Raw genomic sequence first — 18,010 nt, 5'->3', positions numbered from 1 at the left:
GATCAGAGAGCGGACAGGCCCACTAGAGCAATTCCAGGAAAAGTGTGACACGGTTTTCCGTCCGGAATTGCGTAAATACAAGTAGATAGACCGTTTTCGTGTTTCGAAGAAAAACGGAAACGGTCTAAGGCCGGGTCTCATCCGCCGATCAATGCCAGCCACTCGTCCTCGTCCATGGTCTGGACGCCGAGTTCGCGTGCCTTGTCGAGTTTGGAGCCTGCCCCGGGGCCGGCAACGACGATATCGGTGTTCTTTGAAACCGAGCCCGCGACCTTGGCGCCGAGGCCCTCGGCTCTGGCCTTGGCTTCGTCGCGCGTGAATTTTTCAAGCGAGCCGGTAAAGACCACGGTTTTGCCGGCGACGGGGCTTCCCGCAGTGGTCGGCTTTTCGGCCTCAAGCGGCGTCACTTGGCCGAGCAGACGGGTGATCACCTCCGTATTGCGCGGTTCCTTGTAGAATTCGACGATGGCGCGCGCCATGATCTCGCCGATGCCTTCGATGGCGTTGAGGTCGTTCCAGGCATCGCCTGCGAGCGTGGCCGCTTCCTTCATGCCGGCTTCGAAGGCCTCGTAGTTGCCGTAGGAGCGCGCCAAAAGCTTTGCCGTCGTCTCGCCCACATGGCGGATGCCGAGTGCGTAGATGAAGCGGTGGAGCGCGATGCGGCGGCGCTCGCTGATCGCGGCATAGAGCTTGGCAACGCTGACCTTGCCGAAGCCGTCGATATTCTCAAGCTTGGTCAGGGAACCGGCCTGGCGTTCCTCCAGTGTGAAGATATCGGGTGCGGTGCGGATTTGCAGCGCCGGGTCGTCGTTTTCAAAGAAGAAATCCACCTGCTTCGTCCCGAGCCCCTCTATGTCGAAGGCGTTGCGCGAGACGAAGTGCTTCAGGTGCTCGGTCGCCTGCGCGCGGCAGATAAAGCCGCCGGTGCAGCGGGTGACCGAATCGAGCTTGCCGGTCTTCTCGTTCTTCTCACGCACCGCGTGGCTGCCGCACACCGGGCAGACTGTCGGGAATTCATAGGGTTTCGCCCCGGGAGCTCGTTTCTCCATGACGACGTCAAGCACCTGGGGAATGACGTCCCCCGCCCGCTGCACGATGACCGTATCGCCGATACGGATATCGTGATCGTCCTCGCGGATGCGCTCGCCGGAATTGCCGATGCCCTTGATATAATCCGCGTTGTGCAACGTCGCATTGGTGACGACGACACCGCCGACTGTGATCGGCGTCAGGCGCGCTACCGGGGTCAGCGCGCCGGTGCGCCCCACCTGGATGTCGATGTTTTCGACCGTCGTGAAGGCTTGCTCGGCAGGAAATTTATGCGCCGTCGCCCAGCGCGGGCTGCGGGAACGGAAGCCGAGCCGGGCCTGGAGTTCCAAGCTGTCGACCTTGTAGACGACGCCGTCGATGTCGTAGTCGAGCCCCGGACGCTTCAACCCGATCTCGTCGTAATGCGAAAGAATATCGGCGACGGAATTCAGCCGTTTCATCAGCGGATTGACCGGGAAACCCCAGTCCTTGAACATCCGGACCATGTCGTACTGGCTGTCGGCAGGCATGTCCGACATCTCGCCCCAGGCATAGGCGAAGAATTTCAATTTCCGGCTCGCCGTCACCTTGGGATCGAGTTGCCGCAGCGAACCGGCGGCTGTGTTGCGCGGGTTGACGTAGGTCTGCTTGCCTTCGGCCTCCATCTGGGCGTTGAGCGCCAGAAAGTCGCTTTTCGCCATATAGACTTCGCCGCGCACCTCGACGACCGAGGGTACGCCCTTCGGCAGCACCTGCGGGATCTCCTTGATGGTCCGGATATTGGCAGTGACGTTTTCGCCCGTCGTCCCGTCGCCACGGGTCGCAGCGCTCACCATGCGGCCATTCTCGTAGCGGATCGACATGGAAAGCCCGTCGATCTTCGGCTCGGCGGTGAATACGATCGACTGATCCGGCAAGCGCCCGAGGAAGCGATAGACACCCGCCACGAAATCCTGGACGTCTTCTTGAGAAAACGTGTTGTCGAGCGAGAGCATTGGCCGGGCGTGCACGACGGGGGCGAAGGTCTCAGAAGGTGCGGCCCCGACATGGCGCGAGGGACTGTCGGGGCGAATGAGGCTCGGAAACCGCGCCTCGATCGCGTCGTTGCGCCGCTTCAGCGCGTCGTAGTCCGCATCCGAAATATCAGGCGCATCCTTGCCGTGATAGAGCGCGTCGTTACGGGCGATCTCCCTTGCCAACCGCTCCAGCTCGGAAGCGGCGTCCTCTTCGGTCAAGCTTTCAACGGCGATCTGCTCGGTGGACATATGGGTGCTCCAGAGAATCTGAAGCTGTTTTTAAGAGCAATTTCCGGGGATGGAAAGTGTCTCCACCCCCTCCTTGAGAGCGAGACATAGACTAATGGTCGGCGATTTCTTCGCAAAGCCTTCTGCGAACCTCCTGTGCCTCCTCCGACAATTCGAGGCAGCAACCGCGCCGGGGGGCACAGCGTGTCGCTCAAACGCGGAGCGAGCTAGGCGCCACCCGCCAGCAGCCTGGCAGCTGCCGCCCTCGCCTCGTCGGTCACAGAGGCGCCGGCGAGCATGCGGGCGATCTCCTCGGTGCGGTCCGTCGGCGCCATGGTGGCGACGCGGGTGGCGATCTTTTCCGATCCTTCGGAAGCCGGCCCTTTGGAGATCAGCAGATGCGTCGCGGCACGGGCGGCGACCTGGGGGGCATGCGTAACGGACAGAACCTGCACGCGCTCGGAAAGGCGCTTCAGTCGTTGGCCGATGGCATCCGCGACCGCCCCGCCGACACCCGTGTCGATTTCGTCGAAGACGAGGGTCGGTGCCGAGCCACGGTCGGCAAGCGCCACCTTGAGCGCCAGCAGAAAGCGTGAAAGCTCGCCGCCCGAGGCCACCTTCATGATCGGCCCCGGGCGCGTGCCCGGGTTGGTCTGGACATGGAATTCGACAACGTCGATGCCGTCGGCTGTCGGCTCGCCGGCGTCGGTGCGGACCTCGACCATGAAGCGGGCGCGCTCCAGCTTCAGCGCCGGCAGCTCGGCCATGACGGCGGCGGCCAACGCTTCGCCGGCGTGGATGCGCTTGTCCGACAGCGTGCGGGCGGCGGCGTCGAAGTTTGCTTTCGCTGCAAGAAGCTCCACCTCGAGCTTGCCAAGCTTTTCCTCGCCGGCATCGAGATCGGCGAGGTCGACGATCATCCTCGCCGCAAGCGCCGGCAGGCTGGTGACTGGAACGGAATATTTGCGCGAGGCGGCGCGCAGCGCAAACAGCCGCTCCTCGACGCGCTCCAGCTCCTTCGGATCGTATTCCGTCTTGCGGAGCGCGGCCTCCACTTCCATCTGCGCGTTGGACAGGTGATCGAGGGCTGCGTCGAGCAGCGCCACCGTGTCTTCGAGCAGACCCGGTGCCTCGTGGCTCTTGCGCTCAAGGCGGCGCACCAGCGAGGCGATGTGCGGAACGGGCGAGGCATTGCCGTTCAGAAAGTCGGAGGCTTCCGATATGTCGCCGGCGATACGCTCGGCCTTCATCATCCGCGAACGGCGTTCGGCAAGCTCCTCCTCCTCGCCGTCCTGCGGCGACAGCTTATCGAGTTCTTCGACGGAGGCGCGCAGATAGTCGGCCTCGCGCGCGGCGTTCTCAACCTTCTCGCGGTGCTTTTTCAGCGTCCGCTCGATATCGCGCCAGATGCGGTAGAGGCCTGAAAGCTGCTGCGCCTCCTCGCCAAGGCCAGCGAAGGCATCGAGCAGCGCACGGTGTGCGTCCGTGTCGACCAGGGCACGATCGTCGTGCTGGCCATGGATCTCGACGAGCAGTTGCCCCGCCTGCCGCAGGAGCTGGACGCTGAGCGGCTGATCGTTCACGAAGGCCTTGGTACGGCCGTCGGCGGATTGCGTGCGGCGGAAGATGAGGTCGCCGTCGTCGTCGATGCCGTTTTCTCGGAGCAGCCTGCGGACAGCGTGATCCATGCCGACGTCGAAAACGGCCGTCACCTGCCCCTTGTCCTCGCCATGGCGCACGAGATCGCCGTCGCCGCGACCGCCAAGTGCCAGCGAAAGACTGTCAAGCAGAATGGATTTGCCGGCGCCGGTCTCGCCGGTCAGCACAGAAAGCCCGGTCTCGAAGGCAAGATCCAGCCGCTCGATCAGTACGATATCGCGGATCGATAGCTGGATCAGCATCTTGGTTCAGGTCTCACGTCCCGAGAAGTAGCTTCTTGCCTGCACGCGCAATCCAGGAGCCCTCGTTCTCACGCGGCGCGGTTCCGGCGCTCTTCAACAGCTTGAAGGAATCGGCGTACCACTGGCTGTCAGGATAGTTGTGACCGAGAACGGCGGCCGCCGTCTGCGCTTCCTGAACGATGCCCATCGCGTAGTAGGCCTCGACCAGGCGCGCCAGCGCCTCTTCGATCTGGTTGGTATTTGGATATTGCTCGACCACGATGCGGAAGCGCGAAATCGCCGCAAGATAGTCCTTGCGTTCCAGGTAGTAGCGGCCGATCTGCATTTCCTTGCCGGCCAGCTGGTCGCGCGCATAACGGATCTTCGCCTGAGCGTCGTCGACGTATTCCGACTTCGGATAGTTGTCCACGACCTTCTGCATCGCCACGATCGTCTGCTGCGCGGCGCGCTGGTCCTGCGTCACGTCGACGATCTGCTTGGCGTAGGAGGCGCCGACCAGATATTGCACGTAAGCTGCGTCTTCCGATCCCGGATACTGCTTCAAATAGGTATTGCCGGTCTCGATGGCCTCATCGTTTCGGCCCTGGCGGTACTTGACGAAGGTGCTCATGACCATCGCCTTGCGGCCCCACTCGGAAAACGGCTGCTGCTGGTTGACGGCGTCGAACTTGCGCCCAGCCTCGGTCATGTTGCCGGCTTTGATGTTCGCCAGGCCCTGGTTATACAAGACTTCCGGCGGATCGGCGTCGAAACCGAGCTTGGTGATATCGATGTCTTTGTCCGATTGGCATCCGGTGACCGCCAGACCCGCTCCCGTCAAGAGAAGCGAAACAATCAGCGCACGCGCTGTAATTCTCATGCTGTCAGACCTTGCAAAACCCATCGGATAAATCCCAACCGCCATCGCAACCGAAACGACAGCCTATCGCTGGGCGTTTCTAGCCACAAAAGCATCAACAGGGCAACGCAATGATGGCGCATTAACGCATTTTTATGGCAGGAAGTGGCGGAATTGACAGCTCTAACCCCTGAATTCACAGGAATTTCAAATACAAGCAGGCGCCGTTGGGCAAGCCTGCGCCCCGCGCCGAGACTCAGCGGTTTCGCGCCCAATAAAGAAAGAGCCGCCTCCCTGTTTGGGGAGGCGGCAATCCGCCCTGGTCATTCAAGAATTCTGGAGGTCATGCCGACCAGGGGGCGAACTCGGGAGCGCTCACCGCGACGAATTCGCGCCGGGCGGCGCGCTTGCGCGGTGCAGCGGACGCTGCCTCAACGACTTCATAAGCCGAGGGGTCGCTGAGCAAAGCCTTGAGCGCATTGGCGTTCATCTTGTGGCCGCCGCGATAGGAGCGGTAGAGGCCGATGAACGGAGCGCCGGCCAGCGCCAGGTCGCCAATGGCGTCGAGCGTCTTGTGACGCACGAATTCATCCTTGGCGTAGCGCAGGCCTTCGACGTTGATGACCGTGTTGTCGTCGGAAATGACGACCGAGTTTTCTAGCGAAGAGCCGAGCGCGTGGCCGGAGGCCCACAGACGCTCGACGTCGCGCATGAAGCCGAAGGTGCGGGCGCGCGCGAGCTCGGACTTGAATGTCTGAGCCGTCAGGTCGCCTTGCCACTTCTGGCGCCCGATGAGCGGGCAGTCGAAATCGATTTCCACCTCGAAGCGGGTCGTGTCGTGCGGACGGAACTCGCACCAGGAGCCGCCTGCCTCGATGCGAACCGGCTTGACGACGCGAATGTAGCGACGCTTGACGCCGAGCGACACCAGGCCGGTCTGCTCGATCGCTTCGATAAAGGGATATGAACTGCCGTCCATGATCGGCATCTCGGGGCCTTGCACTTCGACCAGCACGTTGTCGAGGCCCATCGCATAGATGGCGGCCATAACATGCTCGACGGTGGCGACCGACCGCGCCGGAGAAAAGCCGAGAACGGTGCAGAGATCAGTGTTGCCGACCTGCGAGGAAACTGCCTTGAGCTCGGTCACATCGCCGTTGTCGTGCACACGCTGGAAGACGACGCCGGTGCCAGCTTCAGCCGGCTGAAACGTAATCGACACGTTCAAGCCGGAATGCACGCCAGTGCCGGCAATCGTGACCGGGCTGGCAATGGTGGTCTGAAAACCCAGCAATCCGATAGTCATAAAAAATCTGCCTTCATCCTTCTGGCCGTCGAGGAATTCGCGGTACGCGTTAATTCCGATATCGGTCCAGTTTGTTACTGCCGGGAAATGCACATGCAATGCGTTGTTCTATGCGATTCCAGCCACTTGTATGTCCCTTCATACGCGCGGCGGTGGCGCAATCCAAATCACTGTTCGTTTCGTTATGTTACGAAAGCAGGTGACTGAATTCACTAGATAATTCATTAATTAACGAACCGTTAATAACAAACATGCCCGGAGCGAGAGCCCCGGGCATGCAACCTTGAGAATGCTGCGAAATCAGTTCGACTGACGGCGCAGGAAGGCTGGAATTTCCAGCTGATCGTCTTCGTTGGTCATGCGCGCCTGCGGCACCGCACGCCCCTGATCGTCGAGCTGGCCGCGACGCGGCGCATAGAGGCTGGCCTCCGGCGAGAGCGGCCGGCGCTGCTGCGAAGCGGCGCTTGGCGCAGCGGCAGTCATGTCGGCGGAAACGCTGTCTTCTTCGCGGCGCCCGAGCGAATTGGTGATTCGCTTCAGGAGGCCCATCGGTCCGCGATCCTCGCTCGGCTGCGCCGCGGGCTGAGAACGATGATCGATTTCAGCCTGAACTACCGGTGGGAAATCCTCCACCTTCGGCATGCGGACCTGCTCGGGGGCCTGGCGAATGACCGGCTCCTGACGCATCTGCTGCGGAGGCTGGCTGATCGCAGGCTGCGCCATCGGCTGCTGCATGACCGGGGCCGGAGCAGCCGGCTGGCGCATGACGGGAGCCTCAGGAGCGGCCGCGAAGATCCGGCTCTGCGGACGGAAGGTTTCTTCCTGCGCCGCATGCGGCTTCGGGGCGGCCGGGATTTCCAGTTCGCGTTCCATCTCTGCTTCCGCCATGCGGATGGTCTGCGCGATCGGATCGGCGGCCTTCGGTGCCTGCGCTACGTAGGCAGGCTGCACTGCGGCCGCTGCCGGAGCGGCGGCCGCGGAGGGACGGATAAGCGGCTTTGCGACCTGGCGGAATTCCATATTCTTCGCCGCGGCCTCGTTGAGCGCGCGATCGATGCCGGTGGCGACGACAGAAACGCGGATGATGCCTTCGAGCGATTCGTCGAAGGTTGCTCCGAGGATGATGTTGGCGTCCGGATCGACTTCCTCGCGGATGCGGGTCGCGGCTTCGTCAACTTCGAAGAGCGTCAGGTCGCGGCCGCCGGTGATCGAGATCAGCAGGCCCTGTGCGCCCTTCATCGAGGTCTCATCGAGCAGCGGGTTGGCGATTGCAGCCTCGGCAGCCTGCATCGCGCGGCCGGAGCCGGATGCTTCGCCGGTACCCATCATCGCTCGGCCCATCTCGCGCATCACCGAGCGGACGTCGGCGAAGTCGAGGTTGATGAGGCCTTCCTTGACCATCAGGTCGGTGATGCAGGCAACACCGGAATAGAGAACCTGGTCGGCCATGGCGAAGGCATCGGCAAAGGTGGTCTTGTCGTTGGCGATGCGGAAGAGATTCTGGTTCGGGATCACGATCAGCGTGTCGACCGACTTCTGCAGTTCCTGAATGCCCATCTCGGCGAGCCGCATGCGGCGCCCACCTTCGAAGTGGAACGGCTTGGTGACGACGCCGACCGTCAGGATGCCCTTGTTTCTGGCTGCCTGCGCCACGACAGGTGCCGCACCCGTGCCCGTGCCGCCGCCCATGCCGGCGGTGACGAAGCACATATGCGTGCCGTTGAGGTGATCGACGATTTCGTCGATGCATTCTTCAGCCGCCGCGCGGCCGACTTCAGGCTGCGAGCCGGCGCCGAGACCTTCGGTCACGTTCACGCCAAGCTGGATAATGCGTTCGGCCTTGGTCATGGTCAGCGCCTGGGCGTCCGTGTTGGCGACGACGAAGTCGACGCCCTGGAGGCCGGCGGTGATCATGTTGTTGACAGCATTGCCACCACCGCCACCAACACCGAAAACGGTGATCCGGGGCTTCAGTTCGGTGATATCCGGCTTCTGCAGCTTGATAGTCATTGTACCCGTTCCTTTTATCTATGGCCGCATCGCCACGCCGGCCAATTCACTTATGTCCCCGCCTACCCCGGATCGCCGCGATCCGGGGTCCGGCACTCAAAAGCTCTCTTTCAGCCACTGCCCGACCCGGGCAATGCGGCTGTTGCCTCCGCCGAGCGACGAAAGCAGACTGTTTCCCCCCGCATGTGTCTCCATGTCGGCGACCTGCGGATAAATCATCAGGCCGACCGCCGTCGAAAAGGCGGGCCCCTTGGCCGCCGTCGGCAGACCGGACACGCCCATCGGACGGCCGATGCGCACGTTCCGCGCCAGGATGCGGCGAGCCACTTCCGGCAGGCCGGTGAGCTGGCTTCCACCACCTGTCAGCACGACGCGCTTGCCGACGATCGGGGAAAAGCCCGAACGCTGGATGCGGTCGCGGATCAGTTCGAGGGTTTCTTCTATGCGGGCCCGCACGATGCGCGAGACCAGCGCCTTCGGCACCTGGCTCGGCTGGTCGCGGTCATCCTCGCCGATCGGCGGAATGGAAATCAGCTCGCGCTCGTCCGACGAGTTCGGCAGCGCCGAGGCGTGCACCACCTTCAGCCGCTCGGCGTCCTCGATACGGGTCGAGAGGCCACGCGCCAGATCTGTGGTGACATGATGGCCGCCGAGGCTGACGGCATCGGTATGCACCAGCTTGCCCTCGGCAAAGACCGATATCGTCGTCGTGCCGCCGCCCATGTCGATGGCAGCGCAGCCGAGTTCGACTTCGTCGTCGACGAGAGCGGCAAGGCCGCTGGCATAGGGCGTCGCCACCATGCCTTCGACCGAAAGATGCGCGCGGTTGACGCTGAGCTCGAGATTGCGAAGTGCGGCGCGTTCGGCCGTGACCACATGCATGTCGACGCCGAGCGTGTCGCCGAACATCGACAGCGGATCGCGGATGCCGCGCTCGCCGTCGAGCGAATAGCCTGTCGCCAGCGAATGCAGCACCGCCCGGTCCTGGCGCAGCGACTGCTGGCAGGCGGCAGTCAGCACCTTCTTCAGGTCGTTGCTCTCGACTTCCTGGCCGCCGAGATCGATCGTCGCTGTATAGACGTCGCTGCCGAGCCGGCCGGCCGAGACGTTGACGATGAGGCTTTCGACGGTGAGGCCGGCCATGCGCTCGGCGGCGTCGACCGCAAGGCGAATGACGCCCTCGACCGCGTCCAGATCGGCAATCACGCCGGTCTTGATGCCGCGTGAACGCTGGTGGCCGATACCGATGATCTCGATGTTATGGGTCCGGTTCGGAAGAACCTGGCTCTCTTCGCGCGGCGTCAGCCGGCCGATCATGCAAACGACCTTGGTCGAGCCGATGTCGAGCACGGAAACGATATGCGACCGCTTCGAGGAAAGCGGCTTCAGGCGCGGCAAACCGAAATGGGACGAACCAAACATGCTCATGTATCCTGCCCCGCCTTCTTCAAAGCCTTAGTTCTGGCATCAACCGCCGCCTGACGGCGCTCGGCCGCTTCCGGCGTCAATTCGATTGCCGTGCGATCTTCCAGACGAAAATCGACCGCAGCGATGTCACGCGCGAGCAGGTTTTCTTCCTTGTTCATCTTCGCAAGCCGAGCAAGCGCGCCCTGGACGCCGTCTTCCGGCAGCTTGATGACGATGCCGCTGTCGAGATAGAGATCCCAGCGACGGCCGGCGATGCGGACGAATGCCTTGACGTGGCCACGCAGATCCGGCCAGTCGGCGAATTCATCAACGACGGAAGCAGCCGCCGTTTCGGCATCGCGCCCGACGAAAAGCGGCAGCGAGGCGAACTTGTTGTCTCGCAACGGCGCAATGATCTTGCCGCCCTTTTCGATCACGGACAGCTCGGAACCATGCTGCCAGATGCCGTAGGCGGCCTTTTCCTTGAGCTTGACCTCGATGGCGCGCGGATAGACCTTGCGGACCTCGACGTTTTCCACCCAGGGAAGGTTTGCGATCTTCTGCCGGGCTGCATCGACGTCGAGCGCCACCAGCGAAGTCGTCCCGTCGAGACCCAGAAGCTGCAGGATTTCGATTTCCGACGTCTGCTCGTTGCCGGATACTTTCACATCCTCGATGGCAAAGCCCGCGGCGGCAGTCGTCGCCTGGGCAACGGTCTGCGTGTGGCCACCGAGCGACATGCCATAAAACCCGGTCGCAGCCAGGAAGGCGATCGCGGACACGGTGCCGGTATGGGCCGGAATATAGATGCGGCCCGTCCCCAAGCTGACGAAGAAGCGCACCGCACGGCGCAGCGGCCGCGGCAGGACGAAGAGGTCCTCGCTATCATCGATTGCCACGACGGCACGGTGGCGCGAGCGCCTTAACTTATTGACCGTCAGCGCAAACATGACGCGTCCTCCACCATCCACCGGAGAAATTCGCCAAATGAGTAGCCGGCATGTCCGGCCATTTCAGGCACCAGCGATGTGGGAGTCATGCCAGGCTGAGTGTTGATCTCCAGCCAAATGATCTCTCCATCCTCGGAGAAGCGATCGTCATATCGAAAGTCGGACCGACTGACGCCACGGCAGCCGATTGCTTGATGCGCCCTTAACGCCAATGTTTGTACTTTTTGGTAAATATTTGGTGAAATTTCCGCCGGGATGACGTGCTTTGATCCGCCAGCCGCGTATTTGGCATCGTAGTCATAGAAATTGTGCCCCAACGGCACGATCTCCGTCACGCCGAGCGCGATATCGCCCATGACCCCACAGGTCAGCTCACGCCCATGAACATAGCGCTCGACGATAACCTCGTCCCCGTAGCGCCATTCGCTCGACGTCACGACCTGAGGCGGATGAGCCTGATCTTCCTTGACGATGACGACGCCGAAGCTCGACCCCTCTTTCACGGGCTTCACCACGTAAGGCGGCTTGAGCGGATGCTCGGCGCCAAAGGCAAACCGGTTCATCACCAGCGATTCGGCGATTGGAATTCCGGCGCTTGCGGCAACCAGCTTGGCGCGCGCCTTGTCCATGGCCAGCGCCGAGGCTAGCGCGCCGGAATGCGTATAGGGGATCTGCAGATATTCAAGCACGCCCTGGATCGTGCCGTCCTCACCGAAAGGACCGTGCAGAGCATTGAAGACGACATCCGGCTTCAAATCGGCGAGCCTTGCCGAAACGTTGGGCTCAACGTCGATGACGGTGACGCGATAGCCCTCCGCCTCGAGAGCGGCAGCGCATGCCTTTCCCGAGGACAGGCTGACAGGCCTCTCCGAGGAAAATCCGCCCATAAGGACAGCAACATGCCTACCGCGCATCAACACCCCCAACACATTCCGTATTCATCAGCCGACGCTTGCGTGAAACTGTTTTTCGTCGAATCCCGCCGTACCTCGATCCAGCGCATTACAACTGCATTATGGTTAATGAAGTGTTTACTTTCGTTAACCGCAGAGCGCTTTCGTTACGCCGAGGACACTGGCGACTCAAATCATGTCGCAGGATTATCTCTAGGAATCAGATAGTTGCCGAAGGCGCAAGACTTGACGGGCCATTTTCGGGAGAGATCTGTCATAAAAGAATCAGGGTTGCTGCGAGGATCGCGCACGAATTCAAGATGTTAAGGAAAAGCAGCGCCGGCACACATATTCGAATGCATATATAAAAAACCCGCGCCAGTGTTAGCGCGGGTCGGGCAGCGAAAACGGAAAGCAATCAACCTTCGTCGTCGACCAGTTTCCAGAGGCTGCCGCCGAGCACGCCACCGACGATTGGAGCAAGCCAGAACAGCCACAACTGTTGCAGCGCCCAGCCCCCGACGAAGAGCGCCTGCCCCGTCGAGCGCGCCGGATTGACCGAGGTGTTGGTTACCGGGATCGAGATCAGATGGATGAGCGTCAACGCCAGACCGATGGCGATCGGCGCAAAACCGGCCGGCACGCGTGCGCTGGTCGAGCCGAGGATGATGAGAAGGAAGAACAGGGTAAGCACCACTTCGATCACCAGCGCCGAGAGCAGCGAATAGCCGCCGGGGCTGTGCTCGCCGAATCCATTGGCCGCAAACCCGCCCAGCTGGAAATCGGCCTTGCCGCTGGCGACGAGATAGAGGACCGCAGCGGCGGCGACCGCAGCGACGACCTGGGTGATGACGTAGGGAGCCACGTTCTTCATCGGAAACCGCCCGGCGACGGCAACCCCCACCGTGACGGCGGGATTGAAGTGACCGCCGGAAATCCCGCCGACCGCGTAGGCCATCGTCAGCACCGTCAGTCCGAAGGCGAGCGCCACACCGACAAAGCCGATCCCGAGGCCGGGAAAGGCAGCGGCGAGCACAGCGCTGCCGCACCCACCAAACACAAGCCAAAATGTCCCAATAAATTCCGCAATAAGTTTTTTCTGCACAATCTTTGTCCTTTAAAAAACCACAGCTATGGCGCGAATAACATTCCGCCACAGGTGATTCTCGTCAATAGGCTCCCCGCCAAACCTCCCCAAAAGTTTAAACCTAAGGCCGATTTTATTGGTCGAAAGCATGTCCTGAGTAGCTGACCGCCGGAAAATCGGGAAAACGCGGCCCGGTGAAATAATGATGCGGCGCAGCATCGACTTTCGTTCAAATCTTGCATTTTTGTGCTTGCCCGGATCAAAAATTGCTTTAATCGCGACTAAGGCGAACTTACTAATCGGGATTGATAGGATAAATGACTGACGCGATATCTCCTTTGCCATCGGCGCCGAACAAGGCTGTCACGAATTCTCCGGCGCGCGTTCTTCTCGCAAGCCTGATCGGCACGACGATCGAATTTTTCGACTTCTACGTCTACGCAACGGCGGCCGTGCTCGTGTTCCCGACACTGTTTTTCCCGACAAGTGACCCGACATCCGCCATTCTGCAATCTTTCGCGACCTTCTCCATCGCCTTCTTCGCGCGCCCGATCGGCGCGATCGTCTTTGGTCATTTTGGCGACCGGATCGGCCGCAAGGCGACGCTCGTGGCCGCGCTGATGACCATGGGCGTCTCCACCGTGCTGATCGGCCTGCTGCCGTCCTACGAGTCCATCGGCGTCCTCGCGCCGCTGCTGCTTGCACTCTTCCGCTTCGGCCAGGGTTTTGGTCTCGGCGGCGAATGGGGTGGCGCCGTGCTTCTCGCAACCGAGAATGCGCCACCGGAAAAGCGCTCCTGGTACGGGATGTTCCCGCAGCTGGGAGCACCGATCGGCCTCTTCCTGTCTTCCGGCATCTTCTGGGCTCTGCTGCACCTGATCTCGCAGGAAGACTTCGTGGCCTGGGGCTGGCGCGTGCCCTTCGTCGCCTCGATCGTCCTCATTGTCATCGGTCTGTGGGTGCGTCTGTCGATCACTGAAACGCCGGAGTTCCGCGCGGCGATCGAAAAGAAGGAACGCGTCGCGATTCCGGTCGCGACCATCTTCCGCAACTATAAGCGCAGCATCGTGCTTGGCACCTTCGCGGCGCTTGCCACCTTCGTGCTGTTCTACATCGTCACGGCCTACCTTCTGTCCTACAACGTCAAGGTCCTGAAGATCAGCTTCCTCGACGCGCTGCTGGTGCAGATTGTCGCCGCGATATTCTTCGGCATCTTCATCCCGATTTCCGGCAAGCTGTCCGACCGCTACGGCCGCCGCACGGTGCTGGTGCTGACGACGATCGCCATTGCCGCCTATTCCTTCCTTCTGCCGTCGCTGCTGTCAGGTGGGCTGGCTGAAGTCTATTTCTTCGCGGCACTCGGCATGGCCCTCATGGGCATGACGTATGGCCCGATCGGCACGGCGCTCGCCGCGCCCTTCCCGACCGCGGTTCGCTACACCGGCGCTTCGATCACCTTCAACTTTGCCGGCATCTTCGGCGCGTCGCTGGCGCCTTACATCGCGACGTCCTTGGCGGCAACCTACGGGCTCGCCTACGTCGGCTACTACATGGCAGCTGCGGCCGCGATCACTCTGGTCTGCCTGCTGCTCTCCGGCAACGAAGAGCTGTAAGGTTTCCAAAACGCATGAGAAAAGGGCCGCGACGATTACCGCCGCGGCCCTTTTTGCTTTCTACCTAACAAGCGCTGGCGCTCGGCAGCTCAGCGCTATTCCGTCGTGACGCCCTGGAAGGGGCGCACTTCGCGGCCGGGCATGAAGACGCCGAGGCGCTTGATTTCCCATTCGAGCTTGATGCCGGATTTTTCGAAGACCTCGCGGCGGACCTGCTCGCCGAGATATTCGAGATCGTAGCCGGTCGCCTGCTCCATGTTGATCATGAAGTTGCAGTGCAGCGACGACATCTGCGCCCCGCCGATGACAAGGCCGCGGCATCCCGCCTCGTCGATCAGTTCCCAGGCGGAATGGCCTTCCGGATTCTTGAAGGTCGAGCCGCCGGTCTTCTCGCGGATCGGCTGCACGGTCTCGCGATGGCTGCGCACGGCATCCATATCTGCGCGGATCTTGGCGCGGTCTTCCGGGTAGCCTTCGAAAACCACGTGCGTGAAAATCAGGTCCTCAGGCGCTGCCGAATGACGGTAAGTGTATCCCATCTCGGCGGTACTGAGCACATGCTTGTTGCCCTTGCGGTCGAGCGCGTGCACCTCGACGACGCGCTCGCGCGTCTCGGTTCCGTTTGCCCCCGCGTTCATGCGGGCGGCCCCCCCGATGGTGCCGGGAATGCCGTAGAAGAAATGGAAGCCGCCGATGCCGTTGTCCATCGCCATCGCGGCCACATGCTTATCCGGGCAGATGGCGCCGGCAACGATACGGTTCTCACCGGCAAGATCGACAGAGCCGAAGCCCTTGGCCGAGAGCCGCAACACGACGCCTGGGATCCCCCCGTCGCGCACGAGAATGTTGGAGCCGACACCCACCACCGTCAGCGGCACCTCCTCGGGCAGCAGCTTCAGGAAGGCGATGAGGTCCTCGGTATCGTGCGGCTGGAACATCAGCTCCGCCAAACCTCCGGCGCGGAACCACGTGACGCGGTCCATCGGCGCATCCGGTGACAGCCGGCCGCGGATTTCCTTTACACCCTCGCCCAGAGACGCGAGCAACTTTTCCCCGTTTACCTGTTTCATGCAGACTTACCTGAAAGGCCTTCCAATTCCTTTGGCAATGCAGCTGCCCAATATGTGATGCTGCCAGCTCCCAACAAAACCACGAAATCACCCGGTCGCGCAATCTCCGCGACCATCGACGCCAGACGATCCGGCGACGGCAGGTAGCGCGCGTCGCGGTGGCCACCTGCCTTGATGCGCGATACAAGCGCCTCGGAGTCAGCCCCCTCGATCGGCTCCTCCCCCGCCGCATAGACCGGCGCGAGGAAAATGCTGTCGGCATCGTTGAAGCAGGCCGCGAACTCTTCAAACAGGCTCGACAGGCGCGTGTAGCGATGCGGCTGATGGACGGCGATGATCCGGCCATTGCACGCCTCGCGCGCTGCCCGGAGCACCGCCTTGATCTCGACTGGGTGATGGCCGTAGTCGTCGAATACGCGCACACCGTTCCATTCGCCCGTCAACGTGAAGCGCCGCTTCACCCCGCCGAAGGAGGCGAGCCCCTTGGCGATGTCCTCGTTCGACATTCCCAATCGGTTGGCCACCGCGATGGCGGCTGTGGCGTTGGAAATATTATGGCGGCCCGGCATCGGCATGACGAGATCCTTGATCTCTATAACCTGGCCGGTGCGCCGGCGGCGAATTTCGATGTCGAAAAGCGAGCGCGTGCCGTCGATGCGGACATTGAGATAGCGCACGTCCGCCTGCGGGTTCTCGCCATAGGTGATGACCTTGCGGTCTTCGATGCGGCTGACCAAAGCCTGCACTTCGGGATGATCGAGGCAAAGCACGCCGAAGCCGTAAAAAGGCACATTCTCCACGAATTGGCGAAAGGCGGCGCGCACGGCGTCGAAACTGCCGTAGTGGTCGAGGTGCTCGGGATCGATGTTGGTAATGACGGCCACATCGGCCGGCAGCTTCAGGAAGGTGCCGTCGGATTCGTCGGCCTCCACCACCATCCACTCGCCCTCGCCCATGCGGGCGTTCGTGCCGTAGGCATTGATGATGCCGCCGTTGATGACGGTTGGATCGAGGCCGCCTGCTTCGAGAAGCGTCGCGACAAGCGAGGTCGTCGTCGTCTTGCCGTGCGTACCGCCGATCGCGATCGCGTTGCGGAAGCGCATGAGCTCGGCGAGCATCTCGGCGCGCCGCACCACCGGCAGCAGCTTTTCGCGTGCGGCGACGAGCTCCGGATTGTCCTTCTTGATGGCGGTCGACACCACGACCACTTCGGCATCGCCGAGGTTTTCGGCCTTGTGGCCGACGTGAACCGCTATGCCTTTATCACGCAGCCGCTGCACGTTGGCGCTGTCGGATTGATCGGAGCCCTGCACGCGATGGCCGAGATTGTGCAGCACTTCGGCGATGCCGCTCATGCCGATTCCGCCGATGCCGATGAAATGTACAAGGCCGATCGCCTTCGGCAGCTTCATGCGCCTGCCCCCTTGAATTCGGTAATTGAACGTTTGCCCGCAATAGCCTCAACCATGTCCGCGAGCAAGTTCGCAGCGTCGGGCTTGCCGGCAAGTTTGGCCGCCGCGGCCATCTTTGCAAGCTTTTCGGGCGCATTCATCGCGCTTCGAATGATCGCGGACAGCTTTTCGGGCGAAAGTTCGGACTGTGCGATCACCTTGGCGCCGCCGGCCGCGGCAAGCGTGGCGGCATTCGCAGCCTGGTCGTGATCGAGCGCATGCGGATAGGGAACCAGGATGGCGGGACGGCCGATGACCGAAATTTCCGACACGGTCGAGGCGCCGGAACGGCTGATGACCAGATGGGCGGCGCCAATGCGCTCGGCCATGTCGGTAAAGAAAGGCGCGACGTCGGCCTTCATTTCCAGCTGGCGCGTACAGCCCGTGACCATATCCATATCTTCGGGCCGCACCTGCTGCGTGATGCGCAATCGGCTCCTGAGTTCGTCCTCGAGCAGGCTGATCGCCGTCGGCAGCGTCTTCGAAAAATACTGCGCGCCCTGGCTGCCGCCGAAGACGACGAGGTTGAAGGGTTCGCCAGCGCCGGAGGGCACGTAGGGTTGCTTTGCTGCCTCGATGACGGCCGGCCGCACCGGATTTCCAGTCGTCACCGTCTTGTCGGCAAATGCGCCATTGGGTCCGAGAAATCCGCCGGCGATCGCTTGAACGCGCGGGGCAAGCGCCTTGTTGGCACGGCCCATGACGGCGTTCTGCTCGTGGATCATCGTCGGCACGCCGATGCGGGTCGCAGCGAGCAGCGGCGGTACCGTCGGATAGCCGCCGAAGCCGACGACGCAGATAGGCTTCAGCCGCACGATCAGTTTTCGCGCCGCGCGCATGCCAATCCAGAGCGTCAGCAGCGAGCGCGCGACCTTCAGGGGGTTCTTCGAGCCGATCGTCGCGGATGGGACGACATGGATCTCGTCGGCAGGGAACTTGCCGGCAAAACGCTCGGCACGGCTGTCGGTTACCAGGTGAACCGAGTAGCCGCGCTCCTTAAGCTTATGGGCGAGCGCCTCGGCCGGAAACACATGGCCGCCGGTGCCGCCAGCGGCGAGAAGTATGAGGCCTTTGGTCATGGTTGAAAGGGCCTTTCAGCCGGGTGGCCGTCGGAATGACGCGACACCGCCTTATAGCACACAGCGTCTCCTCTCCCCGGCTGAGGGGAAAGCGTCAAGGTGACGGGCGAAGCGACAAGGCACAACATCAAA

At 62.1% G+C, this 18,010-nt stretch carries 13 protein-coding genes; 1 reads left to right on the top strand and 12 read right to left on the bottom strand.

The genetic code is table 11. The annotated features are described in order from the left end of the window. Positions 1-137: 137 nt before the first annotated feature. The 9 genes from ligA to aqpZ all read right to left on the bottom strand — a co-directional run bounded on the left by ligA (position 138) and on the right by aqpZ (position 12,683). Positions 138-2,294: an NAD-dependent DNA ligase LigA gene (gene ligA / locus AB4048_RS17530; RefSeq protein WP_442203266.1), complete on the bottom strand. Its 2,157-nt coding sequence runs from the start codon at positions 2,292-2,294 to the stop codon at positions 138-140. A gap of 206 nt (positions 2,295-2,500) precedes the next feature. Continuing rightward, positions 2,501-4,174: a DNA repair protein RecN gene (gene recN, locus AB4048_RS17525; protein ID WP_442203265.1), complete on the bottom strand. Its 1,674-nt coding sequence runs from the start codon at positions 4,172-4,174 to the stop codon at positions 2,501-2,503. A 13-nt stretch (positions 4,175-4,187) separates the two neighbouring features. Then, complete coding sequence (locus tag AB4048_RS17520; protein WP_442203264.1) at positions 4,188-5,057, bottom strand: outer membrane protein assembly factor BamD; 870 nt, start codon at positions 5,055-5,057, stop codon at positions 4,188-4,190. A gap of 298 nt (positions 5,058-5,355) precedes the next feature. Then, positions 5,356-6,318 (bottom strand): UDP-3-O-acyl-N-acetylglucosamine deacetylase, encoded by a 963-nt coding sequence (gene lpxC, locus AB4048_RS17515; protein WP_442203263.1) that lies wholly within the window; start codon positions 6,316-6,318, stop codon positions 5,356-5,358. Between the two features lie 300 nt (positions 6,319-6,618). Beyond that, complete coding sequence (gene ftsZ / locus AB4048_RS17510) at positions 6,619-8,328, bottom strand: cell division protein FtsZ (RefSeq protein WP_442203262.1); 1,710 nt, start codon at positions 8,326-8,328, stop codon at positions 6,619-6,621. A gap of 96 nt (positions 8,329-8,424) precedes the next feature. Beyond that, positions 8,425-9,756, bottom strand: a complete 1,332-nt coding sequence (gene ftsA, locus AB4048_RS17505) for a cell division protein FtsA (protein ID WP_442203261.1) — start codon at positions 9,754-9,756, stop codon at positions 8,425-8,427. Then, a complete protein-coding gene (locus tag AB4048_RS17500; RefSeq protein ID WP_442203260.1) occupies positions 9,753-10,685 on the bottom strand; it encodes a cell division protein FtsQ/DivIB in 933 nt (310 codons plus the stop codon). Before AB4048_RS17500 ends, ftsA begins: the two co-directional genes overlap by 4 nt. After that, a complete protein-coding gene (locus AB4048_RS17495; protein WP_442203259.1) occupies positions 10,673-11,599 on the bottom strand; it encodes a D-alanine--D-alanine ligase in 927 nt (308 codons plus the stop codon). Before AB4048_RS17495 ends, AB4048_RS17500 begins: the two co-directional genes overlap by 13 nt. A gap of 397 nt (positions 11,600-11,996) precedes the next feature. Beyond that, complete coding sequence (aqpZ, locus tag AB4048_RS17490) at positions 11,997-12,683, bottom strand: aquaporin Z (protein WP_442203258.1); 687 nt, start codon at positions 12,681-12,683, stop codon at positions 11,997-11,999. Between the two features lie 299 nt (positions 12,684-12,982). Here aqpZ and AB4048_RS17485 point away from each other — a divergent pair, with 299 nt between their 5' ends. Continuing rightward, positions 12,983-14,278, top strand: coding sequence for an MFS transporter (locus AB4048_RS17485; protein ID WP_442203257.1), 1,296 nt, complete (start codon positions 12,983-12,985; stop codon positions 14,276-14,278). 95 nt (positions 14,279-14,373) lie between these two features. Here AB4048_RS17485 and murB read toward each other — a convergent pair whose 3' ends face one another. From murB to murG, 3 genes are read right to left on the bottom strand one after another with little or no spacing between them, the layout of a single operon-like run. After that, positions 14,374-15,348 (bottom strand): UDP-N-acetylmuramate dehydrogenase, encoded by a 975-nt coding sequence (gene murB / locus AB4048_RS17480; protein WP_442203256.1) that lies wholly within the window; start codon positions 15,346-15,348, stop codon positions 14,374-14,376. Beyond that, on the bottom strand, positions 15,345-16,760 hold the full coding sequence (gene murC, locus AB4048_RS17475; RefSeq protein ID WP_442203255.1) for a UDP-N-acetylmuramate--L-alanine ligase: 1,416 nt from the start codon (positions 16,758-16,760) through the stop codon (positions 15,345-15,347). Before murC ends, murB begins: the two co-directional genes overlap by 4 nt. After that, positions 16,757-17,878, bottom strand: a complete 1,122-nt coding sequence (gene murG / locus AB4048_RS17470; protein ID WP_442203254.1) for an undecaprenyldiphospho-muramoylpentapeptide beta-N-acetylglucosaminyltransferase — start codon at positions 17,876-17,878, stop codon at positions 16,757-16,759. Before murG ends, murC begins: the two co-directional genes overlap by 4 nt. Between the last annotated feature and the right edge of the window lie 132 nt (positions 17,879-18,010).

Source organism: Rhizobium sp. RAF56 (assembly GCF_052113965.1).
Classification (GTDB): Bacteria; Pseudomonadota; Alphaproteobacteria; order Rhizobiales; family Rhizobiaceae; genus Rhizobium.
This window is presented reverse-complemented; position numbering and strand designations above follow the sequence as displayed.

What these genes read in the sequence shown, in the direction of transcription:
- ligA (WP_442203266.1), bottom strand. Translation starts at nt 2,294, where the DNA reads ATGTCCACCGAGCAGATCGCCGTTGAAAGCTTGACCGAAGAGGACGCC.
- recN (WP_442203265.1), bottom strand. Translation starts at nt 4,174, where the DNA reads ATGCTGATCCAGCTATCGATCCGCGATATCGTACTGATCGAGCGGCTG.
- AB4048_RS17520 (WP_442203264.1), bottom strand. Translation starts at nt 5,057, where the DNA reads ATGGGTTTTGCAAGGTCTGACAGCATGAGAATTACAGCGCGTGCGCTG.
- lpxC (WP_442203263.1), bottom strand. Translation starts at nt 6,318, where the DNA reads ATGACTATCGGATTGCTGGGTTTTCAGACCACCATTGCCAGCCCGGTC.
- ftsZ (WP_442203262.1), bottom strand. Translation starts at nt 8,328, where the DNA reads ATGACTATCAAGCTGCAGAAGCCGGATATCACCGAACTGAAGCCCCGG.
- ftsA (WP_442203261.1), bottom strand. Translation starts at nt 9,756, where the DNA reads ATGAGCATGTTTGGTTCGTCCCATTTCGGTTTGCCGCGCCTGAAGCCG.
- AB4048_RS17500 (WP_442203260.1), bottom strand. Translation starts at nt 10,685, where the DNA reads ATGTTTGCGCTGACGGTCAATAAGTTAAGGCGCTCGCGCCACCGTGCC.
- AB4048_RS17495 (WP_442203259.1), bottom strand. Translation starts at nt 11,599, where the DNA reads ATGCGCGGTAGGCATGTTGCTGTCCTTATGGGCGGATTTTCCTCGGAG.
- AB4048_RS17485 (WP_442203257.1), top strand. Translation starts at nt 12,983, where the DNA reads ATGACTGACGCGATATCTCCTTTGCCATCGGCGCCGAACAAGGCTGTC.
- murB (WP_442203256.1), bottom strand. Translation starts at nt 15,348, where the DNA reads ATGAAACAGGTAAACGGGGAAAAGTTGCTCGCGTCTCTGGGCGAGGGT.
- murC (WP_442203255.1), bottom strand. Translation starts at nt 16,760, where the DNA reads ATGAAGCTGCCGAAGGCGATCGGCCTTGTACATTTCATCGGCATCGGC.
- murG (WP_442203254.1), bottom strand. Translation starts at nt 17,878, where the DNA reads ATGACCAAAGGCCTCATACTTCTCGCCGCTGGCGGCACCGGCGGCCAT.